Origin of the sequence: Lutimonas halocynthiae, from assembly GCF_030409835.1 — a bacterium.
Taxonomy (GTDB): Bacteria; Bacteroidota; Bacteroidia; order Flavobacteriales; family Flavobacteriaceae; genus Lutimonas; species Lutimonas halocynthiae.
Window position 1 is genome coordinate 574219 of the sequence record NZ_JAUFQO010000004.1, and the last position, 17680, is coordinate 591898.

The 17680-nt window shown below is 35.9% G+C and carries 19 protein-coding genes; 5 read left to right on the plus strand and 14 right to left on the minus strand.

The annotated features are described in order from the left end of the window. Positions 1-145: 145 nt before the first annotated feature. On the minus strand, positions 146-853 hold the full coding sequence (locus QWY87_RS08330; RefSeq protein ID WP_290290201.1) for a Bax inhibitor-1/YccA family protein: 708 nt from the start codon (positions 851-853) through the stop codon (positions 146-148). 200 nt (positions 854-1053) lie between these two features. Here QWY87_RS08330 and QWY87_RS08335 point away from each other — a divergent pair, with 200 nt between their 5' ends. Further along, positions 1054-2022 (plus strand): c-type cytochrome, encoded by a 969-nt coding sequence (locus QWY87_RS08335; protein WP_290290203.1) that lies wholly within the window; start codon positions 1054-1056, stop codon positions 2020-2022. 4 nt (positions 2023-2026) lie between these two features. On the opposite strand, the gene QWY87_RS08340 is transcribed toward QWY87_RS08335, so the two are convergent. The 8 genes from QWY87_RS08340 to QWY87_RS08375 all read right to left on the minus strand — a co-directional run bounded on the left by QWY87_RS08340 (position 2027) and on the right by QWY87_RS08375 (position 9085). Beyond that, entirely contained in the window at positions 2027-2809 is a 783-nt protein-coding gene (locus tag QWY87_RS08340) for an ABC transporter permease (protein WP_290290204.1), read from the minus strand. Further along, positions 2809-3510 carry an ABC transporter ATP-binding protein gene (locus tag QWY87_RS08345; RefSeq protein ID WP_290290206.1) on the minus strand — a complete coding sequence of 234 codons (702 nt, stop codon included), beginning with the start codon at positions 3508-3510 and terminating at the stop codon, positions 2809-2811. Before QWY87_RS08345 ends, QWY87_RS08340 begins: the two co-directional genes overlap by 1 nt. Beyond that, the gene (locus QWY87_RS08350; protein ID WP_290290208.1) at positions 3503-4738 is read right to left on the minus strand and encodes a nitrous oxide reductase family maturation protein NosD; all 1236 of its coding nucleotides are present in this window, start codon (positions 4736-4738) and stop codon (positions 3503-3505) included. Before QWY87_RS08350 ends, QWY87_RS08345 begins: the two co-directional genes overlap by 8 nt. Further along, positions 4739-5179 carry a nitrous oxide reductase accessory protein NosL gene (locus tag QWY87_RS08355; protein WP_290290210.1) on the minus strand — a complete coding sequence of 147 codons (441 nt, stop codon included), beginning with the start codon at positions 5177-5179 and terminating at the stop codon, positions 4739-4741. Between the two features lie 76 nt (positions 5180-5255). Continuing rightward, the gene (locus tag QWY87_RS08360; protein ID WP_290290211.1) at positions 5256-5846 is read right to left on the minus strand and encodes a hypothetical protein; all 591 of its coding nucleotides are present in this window, start codon (positions 5844-5846) and stop codon (positions 5256-5258) included. A gap of 164 nt (positions 5847-6010) precedes the next feature. Next, complete coding sequence (gene nosZ / locus QWY87_RS08365) at positions 6011-7990, minus strand: Sec-dependent nitrous-oxide reductase (protein WP_290290213.1); 1980 nt, start codon at positions 7988-7990, stop codon at positions 6011-6013. Positions 7991-8012: 22 nt separating this feature from the next. Further along, positions 8013-8477 carry a c-type cytochrome gene (locus QWY87_RS08370; protein ID WP_290290215.1) on the minus strand — a complete coding sequence of 155 codons (465 nt, stop codon included), beginning with the start codon at positions 8475-8477 and terminating at the stop codon, positions 8013-8015. Positions 8478-8509: 32 nt separating this feature from the next. Further along, positions 8510-9085: a fasciclin domain-containing protein gene (locus QWY87_RS08375; protein WP_290290217.1), complete on the minus strand. Its 576-nt coding sequence runs from the start codon at positions 9083-9085 to the stop codon at positions 8510-8512. 124 nt (positions 9086-9209) lie between these two features. Between QWY87_RS08375 and QWY87_RS08380 the strand changes: the two genes are divergently transcribed. Genes QWY87_RS08380 through QWY87_RS08390 form a run of 3 tightly spaced genes read left to right on the plus strand, consistent with a single transcriptional unit; the run spans position 9210 to position 11555 of the window. Beyond that, complete coding sequence (locus QWY87_RS08380; RefSeq protein WP_290290219.1) at positions 9210-9638, plus strand: RrF2 family transcriptional regulator; 429 nt, start codon at positions 9210-9212, stop codon at positions 9636-9638. 45 nt (positions 9639-9683) lie between these two features. Next, the gene (apaG, locus tag QWY87_RS08385; RefSeq protein ID WP_290290220.1) at positions 9684-10070 is read left to right on the plus strand and encodes a Co2+/Mg2+ efflux facilitator ApaG/CorD; all 387 of its coding nucleotides are present in this window, start codon (positions 9684-9686) and stop codon (positions 10068-10070) included. A gap of 39 nt (positions 10071-10109) precedes the next feature. Beyond that, positions 10110-11555: a DUF3667 domain-containing protein gene (locus tag QWY87_RS08390; protein ID WP_290290221.1), complete on the plus strand. Its 1446-nt coding sequence runs from the start codon at positions 10110-10112 to the stop codon at positions 11553-11555. On the opposite strand, the gene QWY87_RS08395 is transcribed toward QWY87_RS08390, so the two are convergent. Further along, a complete protein-coding gene (locus tag QWY87_RS08395) occupies positions 11532-12230 on the minus strand; it encodes an NRDE family protein (RefSeq protein ID WP_290290223.1) in 699 nt (232 codons plus the stop codon). The genes QWY87_RS08390 and QWY87_RS08395 overlap by 24 nt on opposite strands. A gap of 140 nt (positions 12231-12370) precedes the next feature. Here QWY87_RS08395 and pruA point away from each other — a divergent pair, with 140 nt between their 5' ends. Beyond that, on the plus strand, positions 12371-13999 hold the full coding sequence (gene pruA / locus QWY87_RS08400; protein WP_290290224.1) for an L-glutamate gamma-semialdehyde dehydrogenase: 1629 nt from the start codon (positions 12371-12373) through the stop codon (positions 13997-13999). Positions 14000-14050: 51 nt separating this feature from the next. Here pruA and QWY87_RS08405 read toward each other — a convergent pair whose 3' ends face one another. The 4 genes from QWY87_RS08405 to QWY87_RS08420 all read right to left on the minus strand — a co-directional run bounded on the left by QWY87_RS08405 (position 14051) and on the right by QWY87_RS08420 (position 17545). Further along, entirely contained in the window at positions 14051-14230 is a 180-nt protein-coding gene (locus tag QWY87_RS08405; RefSeq protein WP_290290225.1) for a hypothetical protein, read from the minus strand. 96 nt (positions 14231-14326) lie between these two features. Beyond that, positions 14327-15595 carry a kynureninase gene (gene kynU, locus QWY87_RS08410; RefSeq protein WP_290290227.1) on the minus strand — a complete coding sequence of 423 codons (1269 nt, stop codon included), beginning with the start codon at positions 15593-15595 and terminating at the stop codon, positions 14327-14329. Positions 15596-15619: 24 nt separating this feature from the next. Then, positions 15620-16435 (minus strand): cyclase family protein, encoded by an 816-nt coding sequence (locus QWY87_RS08415; protein ID WP_290290229.1) that lies wholly within the window; start codon positions 16433-16435, stop codon positions 15620-15622. A gap of 12 nt (positions 16436-16447) precedes the next feature. Continuing rightward, positions 16448-17545, minus strand: a complete 1098-nt coding sequence (locus tag QWY87_RS08420) for a tryptophan 2,3-dioxygenase family protein (RefSeq protein ID WP_290290231.1) — start codon at positions 17543-17545, stop codon at positions 16448-16450. Positions 17546-17680 lie beyond the last annotated feature (135 nt).

A 17680-nucleotide genomic window follows, 5' to 3' on the forward strand; every position in this document is an offset into this window, starting at 1 on the left:
CCTCATTCACTCGATAAATATACAAATTGATAGCCCCAAAAGCAAAGACAGAGATCGATAATTGATCTTTTTCACCCTTTTTTAAACTACTGTTTAACAGCTTTTTATTTCTATAAAATTGTAAAATAAGTCTAAATATCCAGGACTATTTTCTATCTCCAAAAATCCTTAGTAAGAAAAGGAATAAATTGACAAAATCAAGGTATAATGACAAAGCTCCCATAATCGAAGTCTTCTCCATATTGTCTTCATTTACAAAACCCCGACTACCGATTTCCTTTAGTTTTTGTGTGTCATAAGCTATAAGTCCAACGAAGATGGCAACGCCCAAATAACTAATGATCCAGTACATCATTTCGTTCTGTAAAAACATATTGACAACAGAAGCAATGATTATTCCGATAAGGGCCATAAATGCCATATTACCAATACTAGTAAGATCCCTTTTAGTGGTATATCCATAAAAACTCATAGCAGCAAAGGTTCCTGCAGTAATATAAAAAGTCGTCGCAATTGAATTTGATGTATAAGCCAAAAATATAACAGACATGGTAAGTCCGTTAAGCATCGAATAAATCAAAAATGCGCCAATAGCTGCATTTCTGCTAAGTTTATTGATAGAGCGAGTCAAGTAAATCACCAAACCTAATTCACCAATGATCAGTCCGAAAAAAAGAATTTTAGAACCAATAATTGCATTCATTAATGAAGGAGTTGTAGCGGTAAAATAGGCAACCAATCCTGTGATTAAAAGCGCCAATGCCATCCAATTGTATACTTTTGTGATGAACACTGCTTGATAACTTTTTATTCCTAATTGCTCTTTTGAACCAGTCGATACTTGATTTTCCATACCTTAAAAAAAATTTAATTTTTCGATTGCAAAGATATTAAAACCCATTAGTAATTTTGCATTCTTTTTTATAATTTGCTCTAATGTCTCAAGCCGTAAATTCCACTTCGATTATAAACCGCAAATTCATACTTATTTTGCTTTTTTTTACCAGCATGAGTTATGGGCAAATAAGAAATGCCCCATTAACTAAAATTGACATGGACCGTGCTGAACAAAATTATCAAAAATACTGTATGCTCTGTCATGGTGCTGACCGCGAAGGTGGGGCTGCAGACTATGCTCCATCACTTAAGTCAAAGTCACTCATGTCTACCATGCCTTTAAATTTTTTAGCAAGCTCTATAGGTTTTGGAAGACCCAATACCGCTATGGCGCCTTATTTGGCTGACTCTGGAGGCCCTATGTCAATGAAAGAGATTTTTAATTTGGCCATCTGGCTTAAATACAAAGCTGGCCATGAAACGATTGAACTGTCGATGGATCCCATTGAGGGAGATCTCAAAATAGGCTCTAAATTATTCGCTCAAAAATGCGCAGAATGTCATGGTTCAAAAGCAGAAGGCCTTACTGCTCCTGCATTGGCCAATCCGGCATTTTTAGCTTTTGCCACTGATGCCTATATCAAACATGCCATAGAAAACGGAAGGGAAGACACTGAAATGAAAGCCTTCAAAACACAATTATCTCAAGAACAATTAGACGATCTTACCGCCTATATCAGAAGCCTGACATCGGGTTGGAGCCCAGAACCAAGAGAATTATCGCCTTATCCAGAACCAAAGGATTATGTCACCAATCCTCAAGGAGCAAGGCCTGACTTTACTTTAAAACAAGATAGGTATGTTCCGATGGAGCAAGTAGCCAAGGCATTAAAAAATAAAAACAAAATCGTGCTTCTGGATACCAGGACCAGTTCAGAGTGGCATAATGCGCATATTCCAGGTGCCATTCCTATTCCGTATTATATTTCTGAGGCTAAGGTATCGAAGGGCTTACCGAATGACGATACATGGATCATAGCTTATTGTTCCTGCCCTCATGCCGCATCGGATAAAGTAATTGACATGTTAAGAAAAAAAGGATACAAACACACGGCAGTGATTGATGAAGGTTTTTTTAACTGGATCAACGCAGGCCATCCCATTATTGGAGGCACTTCAAAATAATGACTTAAAAATCTTTCTTTTTTAGTTTTACCCGTATCCTCCAAACCGGAAGAATGACCCAAAGCGCCATAACGCCAAAAGAGAGGAAAAACCCTAAGTCAGTGCCGAAGAATTTCTTAAAAACAGCTCCTGTATAACCTAAAAGCGCAGAAATATCAAGCTTTAATAAGATCAATATTCTCGAAAGATCTATAGGGTTAAACATAGTGGCGAACAAGGCAAATTTATCAAGTGGGTATTCATTTAGCATCACCAATGATATCAGGAAGACACCGTCATAAATAACTGCCAAAAACAACCACATCAGTATGGCATAGCCAAATCCTTTGATCTTATTTTCATTTGACAGGGCTATATTAAAAGCCAAGGCTACAAAAATAAAATTCAGCATAGTACCTACTACCAATAAGAGTGTAAACTCGAATATCGCCGAAGACATAAAAAGACCATAAAGTAAAAAAGGTATCCCAAGACCCAATATTAAGCTCAGGGTCAGCGAGATCGATATACCTAAGTATTGCCCTGTAAAAATTGTACTTCTTTTAATGGGTTGCGCAAGTAGTAATTCAGTGAACTCCTTTGAGTTATAATAATACATGACCCCAAATATGGTTCCGATCAAGGGTGTCAATACAATAATGATATTCATCAGCGTAATGACTGCCTTATTCACATCATTATTAAGAAATAAAAGCACAAAACCAAGTGCCAAATAAAATGCGAAATAGACATAACTCCAGCGGCTACGCATCAAGTCAAAAAAGCTATATTTTAAAATCTTTATCATTAGTCTTTTGAAATCAGTTTAGCAATTGCGTGTTCAAGATCAATCTGACCCGTCCGCTCCTTTAATTCGTCTGAACTTCCTTTGAAATAGATTTCTCCATCAAGAAGAAATACAATCTCATCTGCAATTTCTTCAACAAAGCTCATTATATGCGTTGTTATCAATATGGTTTTACCCTTCTTCTTTTCAAGATGAATGAGCTCTTTTAAATGAATGAGAGAAATCGGATCAAGACCAGTGGTTGGTTCATCCAAAATAATAAGATCACTTTCAAACATAAAAGTAAGTACGATATTTACCTTTTGCTTTGTTCCTCCAGAGAGGTTGCCCAGTTTTTTGTCTAAAAAGGGTTCAAGACCAAAATGCTCAATTAGTTTTACGTCATTGGCCTCTTTGGGTCTTAAATTTTTGACCATCTTAATTAACTCCTTAACGCTAAGGTTAGCTGGAAAATTAGCTATTTGCGGTAAGTAATTTATATTGTTCCTGTAATCCGATTGATTTAATACAGAAGCTCCTTCAATTTTTATGTCTCCTTTATCAGGAATCACCATCCCGAGAATACTTTTGATCAAAGTTGTTTTACCCGAGCCATTGGGGCCCAAAACGGCAAATATACCACCTGAATTAATATTAAGATCCAGGCCGTCAAGAACCGTAAGTTTACCAAACCGCTTATTCAAACTGCTTATTTCAATCATCTATCCGTTGCATTAAAGGGTTACTGTCTATAAGGTTATCTGGTGTAAAAATAGGGGATACTTTTTCTGAAAAATTAATAATATCAACAAACATACTTCTCAGCAAAATAATCGTTTCTGGTGTATTGTGCACAATATATGAAAACAGCTTTACAGGCCGGTAAGGGATATCTCCCACCCCATTTCGATCAAGATCATAACCAGCGTATTCGCTCCAATAATTATTTTCAAATATATTGGTATTTATCTTGCTGTTATAACTTAGGTCTAAGGCATTATTTAAAAAATTATTCCTGGAAAATACATTTTCATAGCAGGCACCAATAATGGTTATGGCCCACCCGTTTCTACTGAATGTATTATTGGTATAATTAATCCTTGTAGAACCGTCAACACTTATGCCAATAGTATTTTGTTCAAACACATTGTTGGTGATTTCTGCGTCATAAATCTCTTTTAGTAATAATCCGTAGGATGCTGTACCCCAATTATGTTCAAATCGGTTGTCATGCATTTTCACAAACTTTGAAAACATAATGGCTACGCCTGCTCCATTGTCTTTAAATACATTGTCATAGTATGCGTTTTCGTTAGAAAACATGAAGTGTAAACCATAACGTAAGTTCCCGACACTTTTATTTCCAAAAACTTCGCTCTTCTTGACAAATTCAAAATAAATCCCATCTCTCAAACCTGATAACTCGTTATTTGCCACGAGCATTTTTGAACAATGCCATAGATGAATACCATTTCCTGAATTGGCCTGAGACTCAGCCTCTGAACTCAGTATATTGTTTCGAATCTGTCCATTCTTCGATTTTTCAACAAGAATTCCAAAAAAGACGTGCTTAAAAACATTGTTTTCAATGACAAAACCATCAGATCTCGAAACCAGAATCGCTGCAAAATCTTTTGTATAGCTACGACCTACATTGATGATTTCAAGACCACTAATAGAAAAATTATCTGTTGAAAACCTAAATATGGTTTCTTTATTTTCACCATCCACTATAGGGCCATTAACACCTTTAATATGAATTGATTTCTCAACCAATATGTCGTGCTCTTTATAAATACCCCTTTTGATAAGAATCACATCCCCATCCTGACTTAATGCTACAGCCTCTTTGATAGTTTTAACCTCACAACCTGAACACACCTCTATTTCTTTCCCATAAACGGAAAACAAAGAAATAAATGCCAAAAAAACAAGACCAATTCTTTTCATTTACTCAGCATCAAATTTTTTCAAAAGTGCTACCCAGCTATATATTTCCCCGTCATTCTCACCTTTTGCCGCCAAGGCATCGTTCTCAGTTACAAAGCCTGAAAGATTTGCTCCCATTGGGCTTTTAATTGCCGGACTAATTAGATAAACAGACGAGATGGCAGAGGTCATATGACCAGGTGAATTATAATCTGCAACGAGAAGTATCGCAATATCATCACGTTTTTTCTCAGCCAATTCGTTTACCATACATTCTATGGCATCATACTTGAATTGCTTTCCTTTATTGGTGACATATTGTGCAGCGTGCTGTTGGTCAACTATGGTCATTTTACAAAAATGACAGGCATCACTGCCATAGTTTATTTGTTCTGGTTCCACTTTACAGGAAACCAATAAACATAGCACAGCCATCAAAGCAGTTAATTGTACTTTTTTCATTTTTTTTAGTTAGTTCAACAAATATAATCCTTTATTCATACTTCTCTTTTATTCAAAAGAAGATGAATATTCTCACTTAGGAAACCTTCGCCTCTTTCTTGCCCACAAAGAAAGCTACTAGTGTGAGCATCATTCCTGCAAACATCATATACGCTCCTGAACGAGGATATGAATGAGCAATAAAGTTAAGAATATGTTTGGTACCAAATAATGGTGGTTGGAATCCCATTGGGCTTCCATCCGGATTTTTAAAATTCATGATGGCCTTTGGATCGAGGTTGTGTCCATAATCATATTCCCATAAATAAAAATCATACATTCCTGCGATACCAATAACAGACATTATAACGAACCATAGCAAAAACCATTTATAGTTTGCAAAGACACCAATAAGAACTCCTAAAAGTGACATGAATCCAATTACCAACGGGAATATTGTAAATTCAGGAATCGTTTCCGGGATATACTTCATTCCTACATAATGATTCATCAAATTGATATTTTTAATATCAAACTCATGCACATCCGAAAATTTATTGATGTGAATATTCATTCCCAGTGGGATCGGATATTGAGGCGCTTCTAAGGTTATATTCCACAAAGGAAATGCAAACAATCCTAATATCAACAAGGATCCTATGACCATTAAAATCTTTGACTTTTTCATACTTGGTATTTATGGGGATTGCGAAAGAAACAGGTTTTACAACCTATTTTATTCTTTAATCTTATTTTTTAAGGTTGGATAATTACCCGTTTTATACAAAAACGGACAGTTAAAAATTCCACTGTCCGTTTTCTACAATAATTAACTTAACCTCTTTCTTTATGTTATTCAACGTCTACAGCGTCACCATCAAGTGTGAATGAAATAGGTACATTTGAACCTTTTTTAGACACCCTTACGTATCCTTGCATCTCTTGATGAAGCGCAGAACAGAAATCTGTACAATAGAATGGCCAAACACCTTCTTGTTTTGGTTCCCATATAAATGTTTCTGTTTGCCCTGGCATGATCAATAATTCAGATGTATTGGCTCCAATCATTGCTACACCATGTGGTACGTCATAATCTTGTTCTAGGTTTGTAAAGTGGAAATACACTTTATCACCAACTTGAATTCCTTCGATATTATCAGGTGCAAAATGCGATCTAATCATAGTCATATATACATGAACCACATTGCCATCTCTAACCACTTTGGCTTCCGCTTCGCTTTTAACAGCGTATGGATGCTCATTATCTTCAAGTTTAAAGAACTTCTTTGAATTCTTGGCCACGATATCAGCCGGAATACCTGCTGCATAATGTGGTTCTCCAATCGTTGGGAAATCTAATAATAATTCCATTTTATCTCCTGAGATATCATATAACTGAGCTGACTGAGTAACTTCTGGCCCTGTTGGCAGGTATCTGTCTTTTGTTATTTTATTCATGGCAACAACATACTTACCAAATGGTTTTCTTGAATTACCACCTGGGATCATCAAGTGACCTACAGAGTAATACGTTGGTTTTCTGTCTAAAACTTCCCATGTTCCTAATTTCCATTTTACAACTTCTGAAGAAATAAAGAAAGTAGTATAAGCATTTCCTTTACCGTCAAATTCAGTATGAAGTGGTCCTAATCCTGGTTGTTTAACAGCTCCTGCTAAAGTAGATTCATAGGATAAAATTGGAATTCCATAAGCCTCTCCATCAAAATCTTTATTCTCAATGGCTGTTAACATTTTGCTAAAAGAATGTATGGTCAATTCCGCAGCAAGTTTTCCACTACCAACTATATACTCACCACTTGGATCAACATCACAACCGTGAGGAGATTTTGGAGTAGGCATAAAGTAAATAGCTCCGGGAACTTCACTAGGATCTACTACAAGAACTTCTTTTTTCATAGTTGAAGTAGCACTGTGTGTAGCATCATCATATACGTTATGTGCGTAGTTAGCAGGAACTTTTGTACCTCCACCACCATTCACATAAGCCTCTATTTTCTTCCAGTTAATTGCTGCAATAAAATCTTTGTCATTTTGCGAAGCGTTTACCTCCAATAATGAATTTGCCTCTTCTGTATTATAAGTTGTAAAGAAGAACCATCCATGAGAATCACCTCTACCAGGGTGAGATAGGTCATAATCAAAACCTGGCATCATGATTTGAAATTTTATTTCCATTCCACCGTCTTCCGGATCCACAGAAATAAAAGATAAAGCGCCTTTAAAGTTTCCTTTGTATTCAGAAATTGGCATATCTCTTTGTGGGTATGGAACACTAAATCTTGTTCCGGCCACGACATATTCTGTATTTTCTGTTACAAAAGAAGAACTGTGGTTACCCGCAGAATTAGGAACTTCAATAATTTCAGTTGTTTCAAAAGTAGTCAAATCAATTTTCGCAATACGAGGTGTATTGTTACCATTGATAAACACATATCTTCCATCTAGTTCTCCATTAGTTTGAGAAATGTCAGGATGGTGAGAATCATCCCAAGGAATAAAACCATGTGATGTATTCAACATCGGTTTTGTTTCTTCATTAAAACCCCAAGCCTTTTCAGCATCTACTGAAAATACAGGAATCACTTTAAAAAGTCTTCCAGATGGCAATCCATACACAGCAAGCTGTCCTGAAAAACCTCCCGAGACAAAAGCATAAAATTCATCATGCTCACCTGGAGCAACGTAAACCTTTTCCGCAGCATTACCTGATAATGCTCCTTTATTAGATTTACTCGAATTAGCATCACCACATGATACCATCCATAAAGACAGCACCGTTAGTGTGATAAAATATTTATACATTGTTTTCATAATTACTTAGATTTATGTCTGATTAATTTTTTGTTCTAAAATATTCTAAAAGCGCTCTTGCTTCTTGTTCAGTAAGATTTTGATTTGCCATAGGAGCTCCGTTATACTCAACCAACAGCTTCTGAGCTATAGGATCGTCTGCAACCATTCCTTCTGGGTTTAAAGCCATATTCATAATCCATTCTGGAGACCTTCTTTCTGTAATACCTTTTAAAGCTGGGCCTACAAACTTCTTAGTGATTTTATGACATGCAGTACATTTTGCTTTAAATATAACTTCTCCCTCAGCAACCATGGTATTGTCAATCTCGCCCAAAGTCAAACTTTTTATGGGTCCTATACCTTTATTAGTCATTGGATCGACTGCTTCAGGTGCTACCTCCGTTTCCTTTTCTTTTGCAGCTGGAGCATCCTTCTTAGGCTTATCTCCTCCACAGCTCGCCATAGCAACAGCCAGGGCACATCCGATAATAAATTTTAATTTCATTCTTCTAGTTATATTATGTAGTTATATTATGATTATTCGGCAGGTACCAAGACGTCATCAATGACATGGATCCAACCATTACTTACTTGTACTGTTTTTAATATTTTTGTTCCACCAACATAGATCTCTCCATCTTTGTTCTCTACAACCAAGTATTTACCTGAAGCCATATAAAGTTTTCTTCCTTTTTTTGCTTCTTTTTTCAATTGTTTGATTGGATAGTTTGCAGGAGCCACATGATTTACAAGAATAAAAGACAGCGTCGCTTTATTCTCTGGTTTTACAAGATTCTCAACTGTTCCTTCTGGCAATTTTGCAAATGCTGAATTCAAAGGAGCAAAGATGGTTAAAGGGCCTGCATTTACCACAGCATCCTCAACTCCTGCGGCTTCAATTGCGGCAACTAAAGTGCTAAAATCCTCTATTGATTTTGCAACTTGTAATGCATTAGCGTCAGACTCATTGTCTTCAACCCCAGATTGTCCTTTTTGTTCTTTTGTTTCAATGACTTTTTCAGAGCTTGAGCCTTCTGATTGTTGCGCTTCTTTTTTACAAGACGTAAATGAAAAAGTTAACAAGACTGCAATGATTAATATGCGACTTTTCATTATGTATAATTTAAGTTAGTTTATAATTTTATGTTAGATTTGTTACAAAATTATGTAACATAAGTCACTAAAACCATGATAAATATCATATAAAGGACAAGATTATCTTTTATATATTTGTAAGATGCTGAGCAACCAAAGTAAATACGCCATAAGAGGTGTGATCTATCTAGCCTTAAATGGTTCTGAAGATAATAAATTAGGATCAAAAGAAGTAGGTGAAAATATTCATGTACCCATTCCGTTTCTAGCCAAGATTTTTCAACACCTTAGCAAGGAGAAAATTATTAGTTCTTCTAAGGGACCAACCGGGGGGTTTTTTCTTTCTAAAAAACAATTAAGAGGAAATCTCATGTCAGTAATCTCTTGTTTAGATGGTGAAGAAAACTTCAATTCCTGCTATTTAGGGCTGCCAAAATGCAGTGATGCGAACCCTTGTGCGATCCATCATTTGGCCTCCCCTTTTAATATCAAAGTAAAAGATGAACTTAAAAAAAGAAGCATCTCTGACTTTGCATTAGAAGCCAAAAAAGGAAAATCCCATATTTTTTAAAATAATTAGTATCTTTGCTTAGTCTAATTAAGGCATTGAAAAGCTATGATTCAGCAAGTTACAAAAGGAATAAAAATTTCAATTACTTCAAATTTTGAAGGTAACCGCTATCAAAATTCGAAGGTATATTACGCCTTTAGTTATAGTGTTACCATTGAGAATCAGAGTAGTGATACCGTGCAACTAATCAGTCGCAGGTGGAATATTTTTGATTCCTTAAATGATTTTGAAGTGGTTGAAGGAGAGGGTGTTATAGGCAAAAAACCTGTTCTTAAACCCAAGCAATCCTATACTTATTCATCCCACTGTTTTTTAGTTTCACCCATCGGCTCAATGAATGGGCATTATTCTATGATAAATTTTTCAACTTCAGAAAAATTCAGGGTAAGTATTCCTACATTTCAGTTGATGCTTCCGGCTACTTTTAATTAAATTGATTACATTTATTTTTTGGATTAATCAAGCCTTTTCATGAAGTCAATTACCCGTTTTACAAAAAATATCCGCGGCAAAACGTGTTTGAATTGCGAAAATGATATTTCGGAAGATGATAATTTTTGCCCGAATTGTGGTCAGGTTAACGATCTTAAAAAGGTGAGTTTGAAGCAATATCTTTCGGCTTATTTTGATGATTTTCTTTCTTTTGACAGCAGATTTCTCAATACAATTGTTGGCCTGGTTTTTAAACCTGGATACGTGACCAAGAATTATGTGGAGGGAAAGAGAATGCGGTATATGAATCCTTTCAGATTATATATTCAAATTACTATTTTGTTTTTCCTTGTTATTGGAATCTTTTCAACGATAGATAATTTTAAGACTATTGATGAACAATCGTATCAACTGATCCCTGAAATAAACCTCGATCAGGGAAAGGAACAAATGGATAATATTAAATCCGAAACATTAGATGAATTGAGAAAAAATGATGTGGTTCTTGATTCATCTACCCTGAGTCTTATTGATAATAGTATTAATACTATTTCCAATAACAAAGATTCAATTCAGAACGAATACAATAATCGATTAACGCTTCAAACTACAATGTTGTTCAATTTCATAGATTCGATTGCGGCAGATAGTTTAACATTAGAGAAGTTCAAGGATAAACGTATTCCGATTTCTGAGAAAGATTCTGCTATGAATCAGCTGTTTGAACTTATTGGAGAAAAGGCGGAGAAACTGACTGATCTTGATCAAAATTTCAAGCTTAACAGTGCCTTCTCCGCATCAATGTTATGGCAAGAAATCTCGGTCAAAGGAAATATAGAAAGACAAGGTGTCAAACATTTAGACAGTATTTTTAATGCCAATAAAATAGATTATGAAATCCCACTAGCAATGATTTATCGTTCAAAAGAAAATGAAAGTGGGTTCAATATTATAAAGACATTCATAGATTATCAAAATGACTATCCTACTGGAAAAACCTCAGAGGCTCTTAAGAAACTTGGTTTTGAACCATCTTACTGGAATGGGTTTCTTTTTAACAAATCCAAAGAATGGGCTGACGCCTTCGATGATGAAGGTTATTGGAAGCAAATAATTGAACGAGTGCTTTCAAGAATCTCCGTTGCCTTATTCTTTTTGTTGCCTATTTTTACATTAATCGTATCGCTGCTCTACATTCGTCGGAAATTTAATTACACTGAAAACCTGGTCTTTGTTTTTCATATTCAAACCGTTTTCTTTTTATTGTTGCTGATCTTTTTAATAGTCGACCGAATTGTTGACTCAGATATTGGAATCTTAATCTTCCTTCTTACATTTATGATTTACTTGTATAAAGCAATGCAGAATTTTTATGGGCAAGGCTGGTTCAAAACACTGATCAAATATATATTACTCAACGTAGCATTTTTGTTTTTGGCCCTTTTAGGAGGAGTCATTATTTCATTCCTCGCTTTTTTGATCTAATCCGTAAGGGAAATAATTCATTTCGCAGTTCATTTCTTTTAATAACACCTGAGTTATACTAACAGTACCCACTTTTTCTCGTCTCATAAACACGTCAACTTCAGGATCTCCTATGCCTGCGTTTCGATGAAATTCCAAAATTGATACTGGTTTAACTTCATTTTCTGCAAGCCAATCTAAAAACCAGTCTTCCCTCATTACTTTCATTTCATCCGTGTATAAAGTAGAAGATGACCATATACTGGGTTTCCAATCCAATTCTTTAAAAAATCTATTGTTTCCATCCCAGACAAACTCATATAACCTTTGCTCATCTGACCAAGTTACGGCTGTAATTGTGAAGGGCTCTATATTCAAAAGATCGATTTCATGACAGGCAGTTTCTAAATCAATTGAAGCCAAGAGCTCCTTTACGATCAGGCCCCTGCTTTTTGCATAGAAATTTTGCTGCTCATGATTTTTAAATCCACCATTTAATAAACAGATCAACCTGTTATTGCGACTTGTTCCGATCCAAGTACCGCCTCCTTTACCATCTTTTGGATAGTGTAAAGAAACACCATCTTCAATATAGCTCTGAGGAGCCAATGCCTTTTCTCGCTGATAACCAACATCCCTGCTTGAGGTTAAAACAAATCCATTTTCGTTTAATGGTAAAAATGTAACTGTGCACATAAAAAATGTGAATATAAAAATTTAACGAATCATTAACGACAAAGTTAACATTTCGCACCTAGTTAAGTCTTAAAATCTTACATATTTCGTACCTTTGCACTCACTAAAAAAAGAATTATTCCAATCTAAAATATTATCATATGTCAAACGGATTTTTCAAGGTGCCAAAAGCGATAAACGAGCCAGTAAACGCTTATGCTCCAGGCACTCAAGAACACACAGATTTAATTGCAACGTATAACAAAATGTTCAACGAACAGGTAGACATTCCATTTTATATTGGAGGTAAAGAATACCGAACGGGAAATACTGTTGAAATTAATCCTCCACATGACCACAAGCATAGTGTAGGAAAGTATCATACTGCAGATAAAGAGCATATTGAATTAGCCGTTGTAAAAGCTGCTGAAGCAAGAGAGCAATGGGCTAATACAAGCTGGGAACACCGAGCTGCCATTTTCTTAAAAGCAGCTGAGCTTTTGGCCGGGCCATTCAGATACAGAATGAATGCAGCAACGATGATCGCTCAATCAAAAAATGTGATGCAAGCAGAGATTGACGCTGCCTGTGAGTTAATTGATTTTCTGCGCTTTAACGTAGAATTTATGACTCAAATCTACAGTAACCAGCCTGAATCTTCACCTGGTATATGGAATAGAATGCAATACAGACCTTTAGAGGGCTTTGTCTATGCGATCACACCTTTTAACTTTACAGCTATTGCTGGTAATTTACCTGCAGCTCCTGCCATGATGGGAAATGTTGTGATATGGAAACCAGCAAGATCTCAAGTATATTCTGCTCATGTCATTATGGAATTGTTTAAAGAAGCTGGTTTACCTGATGGTGTTATCAATATGGTTACCGGAAATTCAGGAACAATTACAGATGTATTATTGAATAATAAAGATTTTTCAGGCGTTCACTTTACCGGATCTACTCCAGTTTTCGATAACTTCTGGGAAACCATTGGAAAAAACGTGAAATTTTATCGTTCTTACCCAAGAATAGTTGGAGAAACAGGTGGGAAAGATTTTATATGGGCACATCCATCGGCTAATGCTCCTGAAGTAGCTACGGCTATTTCAAGAGGTGCCTTTGAATACCAAGGTCAAAAATGTTCGGCTGCTTCAAGAGCTTATTTACCAAAAAGTTTATGGGCTGACATTAAAGAACAAGTGATTAAGGATGTGAATTCATTCAAAATTGGAACACCTGGTGATTCTTCAAACTTTATCAATGCAGTTATTGATAACCGCGCTTTCAAAAAGCTTTCAGGATATCTTGATCAAGCTAAAAAAGACAGTGATGCCGAAATCATTGTTGGTGGTGGATATGATGATTCTGTAGGTTATTTTATTGAGCCTACGGTAATCCTTACCAGTAATCCTAAATACGAAACAATGTGTACCGAATTGTTCGGCCCTATCATAACAATTTATGTTTATGAAGACGATCAATGGGAAGATGTACTTGATTTGGTAGATCAAACTGGTGAATATGCCTTAACAGGAGCTATTTTTAGTCAAGACAGGTATGTTATAGATTTGGCTACAAGAAAATTAGAAAATGCAGCCGGAAACTTCTATATTAATGACAAACCAACCGGAGCTGTTGTAGGACAACAACCATTTGGTGGAGCAAGAGGTTCGGGCACAAATGACAAGGCCGGATCAGTATGGAATCTATTGAGATGGGTATCAAACAGAACTCTTAAAGAGACTTTTGTACCACCCACAAATTACAGGTATCCGTTTTTAGGAGAGTAATTGATATTATTCAAATATTTTAAAACCCGGAATCATTGATTTCGGGTTTTTTTATACCCCTTGCATTTTATCTGCATCTGGTAATAGGCCTATCAATTTTTCAGGATTATGAATAAGTACGGGCATGTGTTGCGCACAGATATAAAAACTTGAATCTTTGTAATGGAACTCCGTGACAGGAGCCTCATTTTGAGTCTTTTGACAAACCAGGCATTCGTTTTGATTGTTCATAATGATATTATTTTGGTTCAAAAGTAATTCAGATACTTAAGTTAAATCATGACTTTGATTAGCTTATTCCCCAAAAGATTCTTGTAACCTTTCAGTTTATACCCCTAATGCCTCCTTCAATATTTGAACAAAGTTAAAAACGTCACTAAAATTATTATATAAAGGTGCTGGGGCAATTCTGATCACGTCTGGCTCTCGCCAATCAGCAATAACTCCTTTCTCACTTATTATTTTGAATAATGACTTATCACTTTTCAAAACCCTAATAGACAATTGGGCACCTCTTGAGGTGGCATTTTTAGGGCTAACAATTTGAATCCTGTTTGTATCAAGTGATTCAATCAGGTATTCAAGATAAGCCGTGAGCAGCCTTGATTTCTTAATCAGAGCCTTCATTCCAACCTCGTCAAAAATCTCAAGAGAAGCCTTCAAGGCCGCCATTGAAAGAACAGTCTCATTACTCATCTGCCAGCCTTCAGCACTTGGGATTGGCACAAATGTATCATCCATCAAGAATCGGGTTGCTTTATCATGACCCCACCATCCCGCAAAACGCTTCAGGTCTTTTCGTTTCAAATGCCTTTCATGAACAAAACAGCCAGCGATACCTCCGGGCCCGGAATTCATATATTTATACGTGCACCACACTGCGAAATCTACACCCCAATCATGCAAATTCAATTCGAGATTTCCTGCTCCATGAGCCAGATCAAACCCCACAAGACAGCCCATATCATGGCCTGCTTTAGTAATCTTTTCAATCTCAAAAGCCTGACCCGTATAATAATTTAATCCCCCAATCATGATCAAGGCAATCTCTTGACCTTTATTTGAAATCAGATCGAGTATATCTTCTGTTCTAATCAGATCTTCACCATCCCGAGGTTCAATTTCCAAAAGCGCTTCTTCGGGGTCGAAACCATGGAACTCAATTTGTGATTTTACCGCATATTGATCTGAAGGAAATGCATTTTTTTCTATGATCACTTTAAATCGTGTATCAGTCGGATTATAAAATGAAACCATCATAAAATGAAGGTTCACCGTTAGACTATTCATTGCCACTACTTCATCTTTCTGTGCCCCAACAATTTTAGCCATTTTCGCACCGAGATCTTCATGATAGGTCGCAAAAGGATTGTCACCTTCAAAATGCCCTTTAACGCCAAGGTCTCGCCAGTCATCCAGAACTGCTAAAATATGAGACTTCGCTGATTTAGGCTGCAGCCCCAAGGAATTGCCACAAAGGTATATGGCTTCTTTCCCGTTGCTGTGTTTAGGAAAATAAAAATCATTTCTGTATTGCCTTAAAGGATCTACTTGATCCATTTCTTCTGCAAATTCTCTAGTTGGTTTATATTCCATAGGGTAAATAATAGTAAAGCTAATTTATTTAATTAATGGGTAAAGTAAGGGGCGACTCGGTGAGGCATCCGATTCAAATGGTGCTATTTGTAAATTTAATAAATACGAACCATCTTTAATTTTTTCATTTACATAAATCATTTCGGTAATGGTCTTTTGCATTTCCTGCTTCGCATCTAACTCATGACTGCCTTCTTCCAAATTCCAAAAAACATGATGTGCATTTAAGTTTCCATCGTCAAATAACCGATCAACAGAAGGGAGATCTATTAATAAATGTTCTACTCCCTTTTCGACAATAAACTTCATGGCTTCAAGAGAAAAAAAAGGAGGCTCATGATCCATGTAATTTCTCGCTTTTTTTGAATCATCGTTCGGAAGGGTTCTTATGACCAATGCCTTCATAAAATCCTCTGGCACAGACAACAAAGCTTTTTGCAAAACCCGCTTACTAATAAAAAAATCTTCTTTATTTTTTTCCGGTTTATAATGATCTGCCGAACCAATCGCTCTTTCAGGAACCACACTTATCAAAGTAGCCGGAATGATAGAATCTTTCAGTTGTTCTCGAATACTATACCTTTTATGAGTAATATGACCGAGGCATTCAGTATGTGTGCCGTTACAATGCGGAGTTATGATTAATTGTTCGAAATTGCATCCCCCGCCTCTTCGGGTATCGCCAATAAAATCGTCTGTTTCATAGGCTTTGGAACTCGCCTTCTCTACTCCGTAGGTATTTGGCTGATCTCCATTAAAATATAGCGGTATGGAGATATCTAAAACCCTACTAGTATCAAAAACAAATTCTTGCTTATCTAAAATCGTACGTAGTATCATTATCCTAAACTATTAATGTTTTTTTGAAAAACTAAAGTTCAATTTCTCCTTCAATTCGATTGGTAACTCTGGTAAAAATGACCGTGGAATTAATAGCGTTGATATATTGTGAAGATCGTAAAAGACCCTGTGCTGTTCTGCAGTCTTTTTTAAATAATCATAACCCGATGAACCTCCCGTACCAATTTTCTGACCCAAGGTTCTTAGCACCATTTGCGCATGCCTGTTCCGCCAGGTGGTTAAGAGTTCATCCATATCTATCAACTTTTGCAAAAACATAAAAGGCTGTCTCAACAATGGCTCGTCTCTGTATAAATTGATCAAAAGCGCACTAATTGTTGCCTTATAAGACAATTTCAACTCACCATTTTCTAATTTCTGATTATGGATACCAACATCAAAAATCGATTTAAAATAAGTATCAGTCTCTGCCAGCATATTAATTCTAAACTGTTTTTCCTGCTCAGAAATATAATCCGCCTTATTGATGTCATCTTCTTCTCTATCATGCATCAAATTCACAGACTTTTGATACTCCTCAAGAAAGTCAAACTTTTCAAATTGTAAAAAAGGTGTTCTTTCAAGCCATTTTTCTACCAGATCAAACATAGAGTCTCCAGCCTCTAAACCGTCCAGAATTTTTTGTTCTTCATCTGAAAAAACCCCTGAGTAAGAACACTGTGTGTAAGATATCCTCCTTTCTCTTTTCAATCCAAGGGATACTTCTAATTGTCTGAATTGAAAACTTTGAAACCCTGATGCCGGTAACAAATAATTTCTAAAATCTAAGAAATCAAGAGGCGTTATGGTTTCAATAATATCAATTTGATCAACAAGAATCTTCTGAATTTTAACTATTCTGTCAAGCCTCGAAATAGCAATTCCTATATCCGATTCTTCCACACTTCCTTCACTAAAAAGATTCATCACGGAGCCAATATCATGCAGAATTTCCTTAAACCAAAGTTCATAAACCTGATGCACAATAATGAAAAGCATTTCATCATGAGCTGGTTTTTTAAATTCCACACTTCTTAACTTTTGCGCATCTAGTATCTTTTGTAACTGTAAGTATTGATCGTAGTGTATCGATGAAAGTTCTTTATCCATAAATTATCGCGAGTAAGATTTTTGAGAATATTTCAATAATCAAGCTAATTTAAGGAAGAAAATTAAGGATTAGAAAATTAAGAGTCACTTTATTGGTAAATTTTAAATTTAAAACACTTGCGTAGTCTGGTCTTT

What these genes read in the sequence shown, in the direction of transcription:
- QWY87_RS08330 (WP_290290201.1), bottom strand. Translation starts at nt 853, where the DNA reads ATGGAAAATCAAGTATCGACTGGTTCAAAAGAGCAATTAGGAATAAAA.
- QWY87_RS08335 (WP_290290203.1), top strand. Translation starts at nt 1,054, where the DNA reads ATGGACCGTGCTGAACAAAATTATCAAAAATACTGTATGCTCTGTCAT.
- QWY87_RS08340 (WP_290290204.1), bottom strand. Translation starts at nt 2,809, where the DNA reads ATGATAAAGATTTTAAAATATAGCTTTTTTGACTTGATGCGTAGCCGC.
- QWY87_RS08345 (WP_290290206.1), bottom strand. Translation starts at nt 3,510, where the DNA reads ATGATTGAAATAAGCAGTTTGAATAAGCGGTTTGGTAAACTTACGGTT.
- QWY87_RS08350 (WP_290290208.1), bottom strand. Translation starts at nt 4,738, where the DNA reads ATGAAAAGAATTGGTCTTGTTTTTTTGGCATTTATTTCTTTGTTTTCC.
- QWY87_RS08355 (WP_290290210.1), bottom strand. Translation starts at nt 5,179, where the DNA reads ATGAAAAAAGTACAATTAACTGCTTTGATGGCTGTGCTATGTTTATTG.
- QWY87_RS08360 (WP_290290211.1), bottom strand. Translation starts at nt 5,846, where the DNA reads ATGAAAAAGTCAAAGATTTTAATGGTCATAGGATCCTTGTTGATATTA.
- nosZ (WP_290290213.1), bottom strand. Translation starts at nt 7,990, where the DNA reads ATGAAAACAATGTATAAATATTTTATCACACTAACGGTGCTGTCTTTA.
- QWY87_RS08370 (WP_290290215.1), bottom strand. Translation starts at nt 8,477, where the DNA reads ATGAAATTAAAATTTATTATCGGATGTGCCCTGGCTGTTGCTATGGCG.
- QWY87_RS08375 (WP_290290217.1), bottom strand. Translation starts at nt 9,085, where the DNA reads ATGAAAAGTCGCATATTAATCATTGCAGTCTTGTTAACTTTTTCATTT.
- QWY87_RS08380 (WP_290290219.1), top strand. Translation starts at nt 9,210, where the DNA reads ATGCTGAGCAACCAAAGTAAATACGCCATAAGAGGTGTGATCTATCTA.
- apaG (WP_290290220.1), top strand. Translation starts at nt 9,684, where the DNA reads ATGATTCAGCAAGTTACAAAAGGAATAAAAATTTCAATTACTTCAAAT.
- QWY87_RS08390 (WP_290290221.1), top strand. Translation starts at nt 10,110, where the DNA reads ATGAAGTCAATTACCCGTTTTACAAAAAATATCCGCGGCAAAACGTGT.
- QWY87_RS08395 (WP_290290223.1), bottom strand. Translation starts at nt 12,230, where the DNA reads ATGTGCACAGTTACATTTTTACCATTAAACGAAAATGGATTTGTTTTA.
- pruA (WP_290290224.1), top strand. Translation starts at nt 12,371, where the DNA reads ATGTCAAACGGATTTTTCAAGGTGCCAAAAGCGATAAACGAGCCAGTA.
- QWY87_RS08405 (WP_290290225.1), bottom strand. Translation starts at nt 14,230, where the DNA reads ATGAACAATCAAAACGAATGCCTGGTTTGTCAAAAGACTCAAAATGAG.
- kynU (WP_290290227.1), bottom strand. Translation starts at nt 15,595, where the DNA reads ATGGAATATAAACCAACTAGAGAATTTGCAGAAGAAATGGATCAAGTA.
- QWY87_RS08415 (WP_290290229.1), bottom strand. Translation starts at nt 16,435, where the DNA reads ATGATACTACGTACGATTTTAGATAAGCAAGAATTTGTTTTTGATACT.
- QWY87_RS08420 (WP_290290231.1), bottom strand. Translation starts at nt 17,545, where the DNA reads ATGGATAAAGAACTTTCATCGATACACTACGATCAATACTTACAGTTA.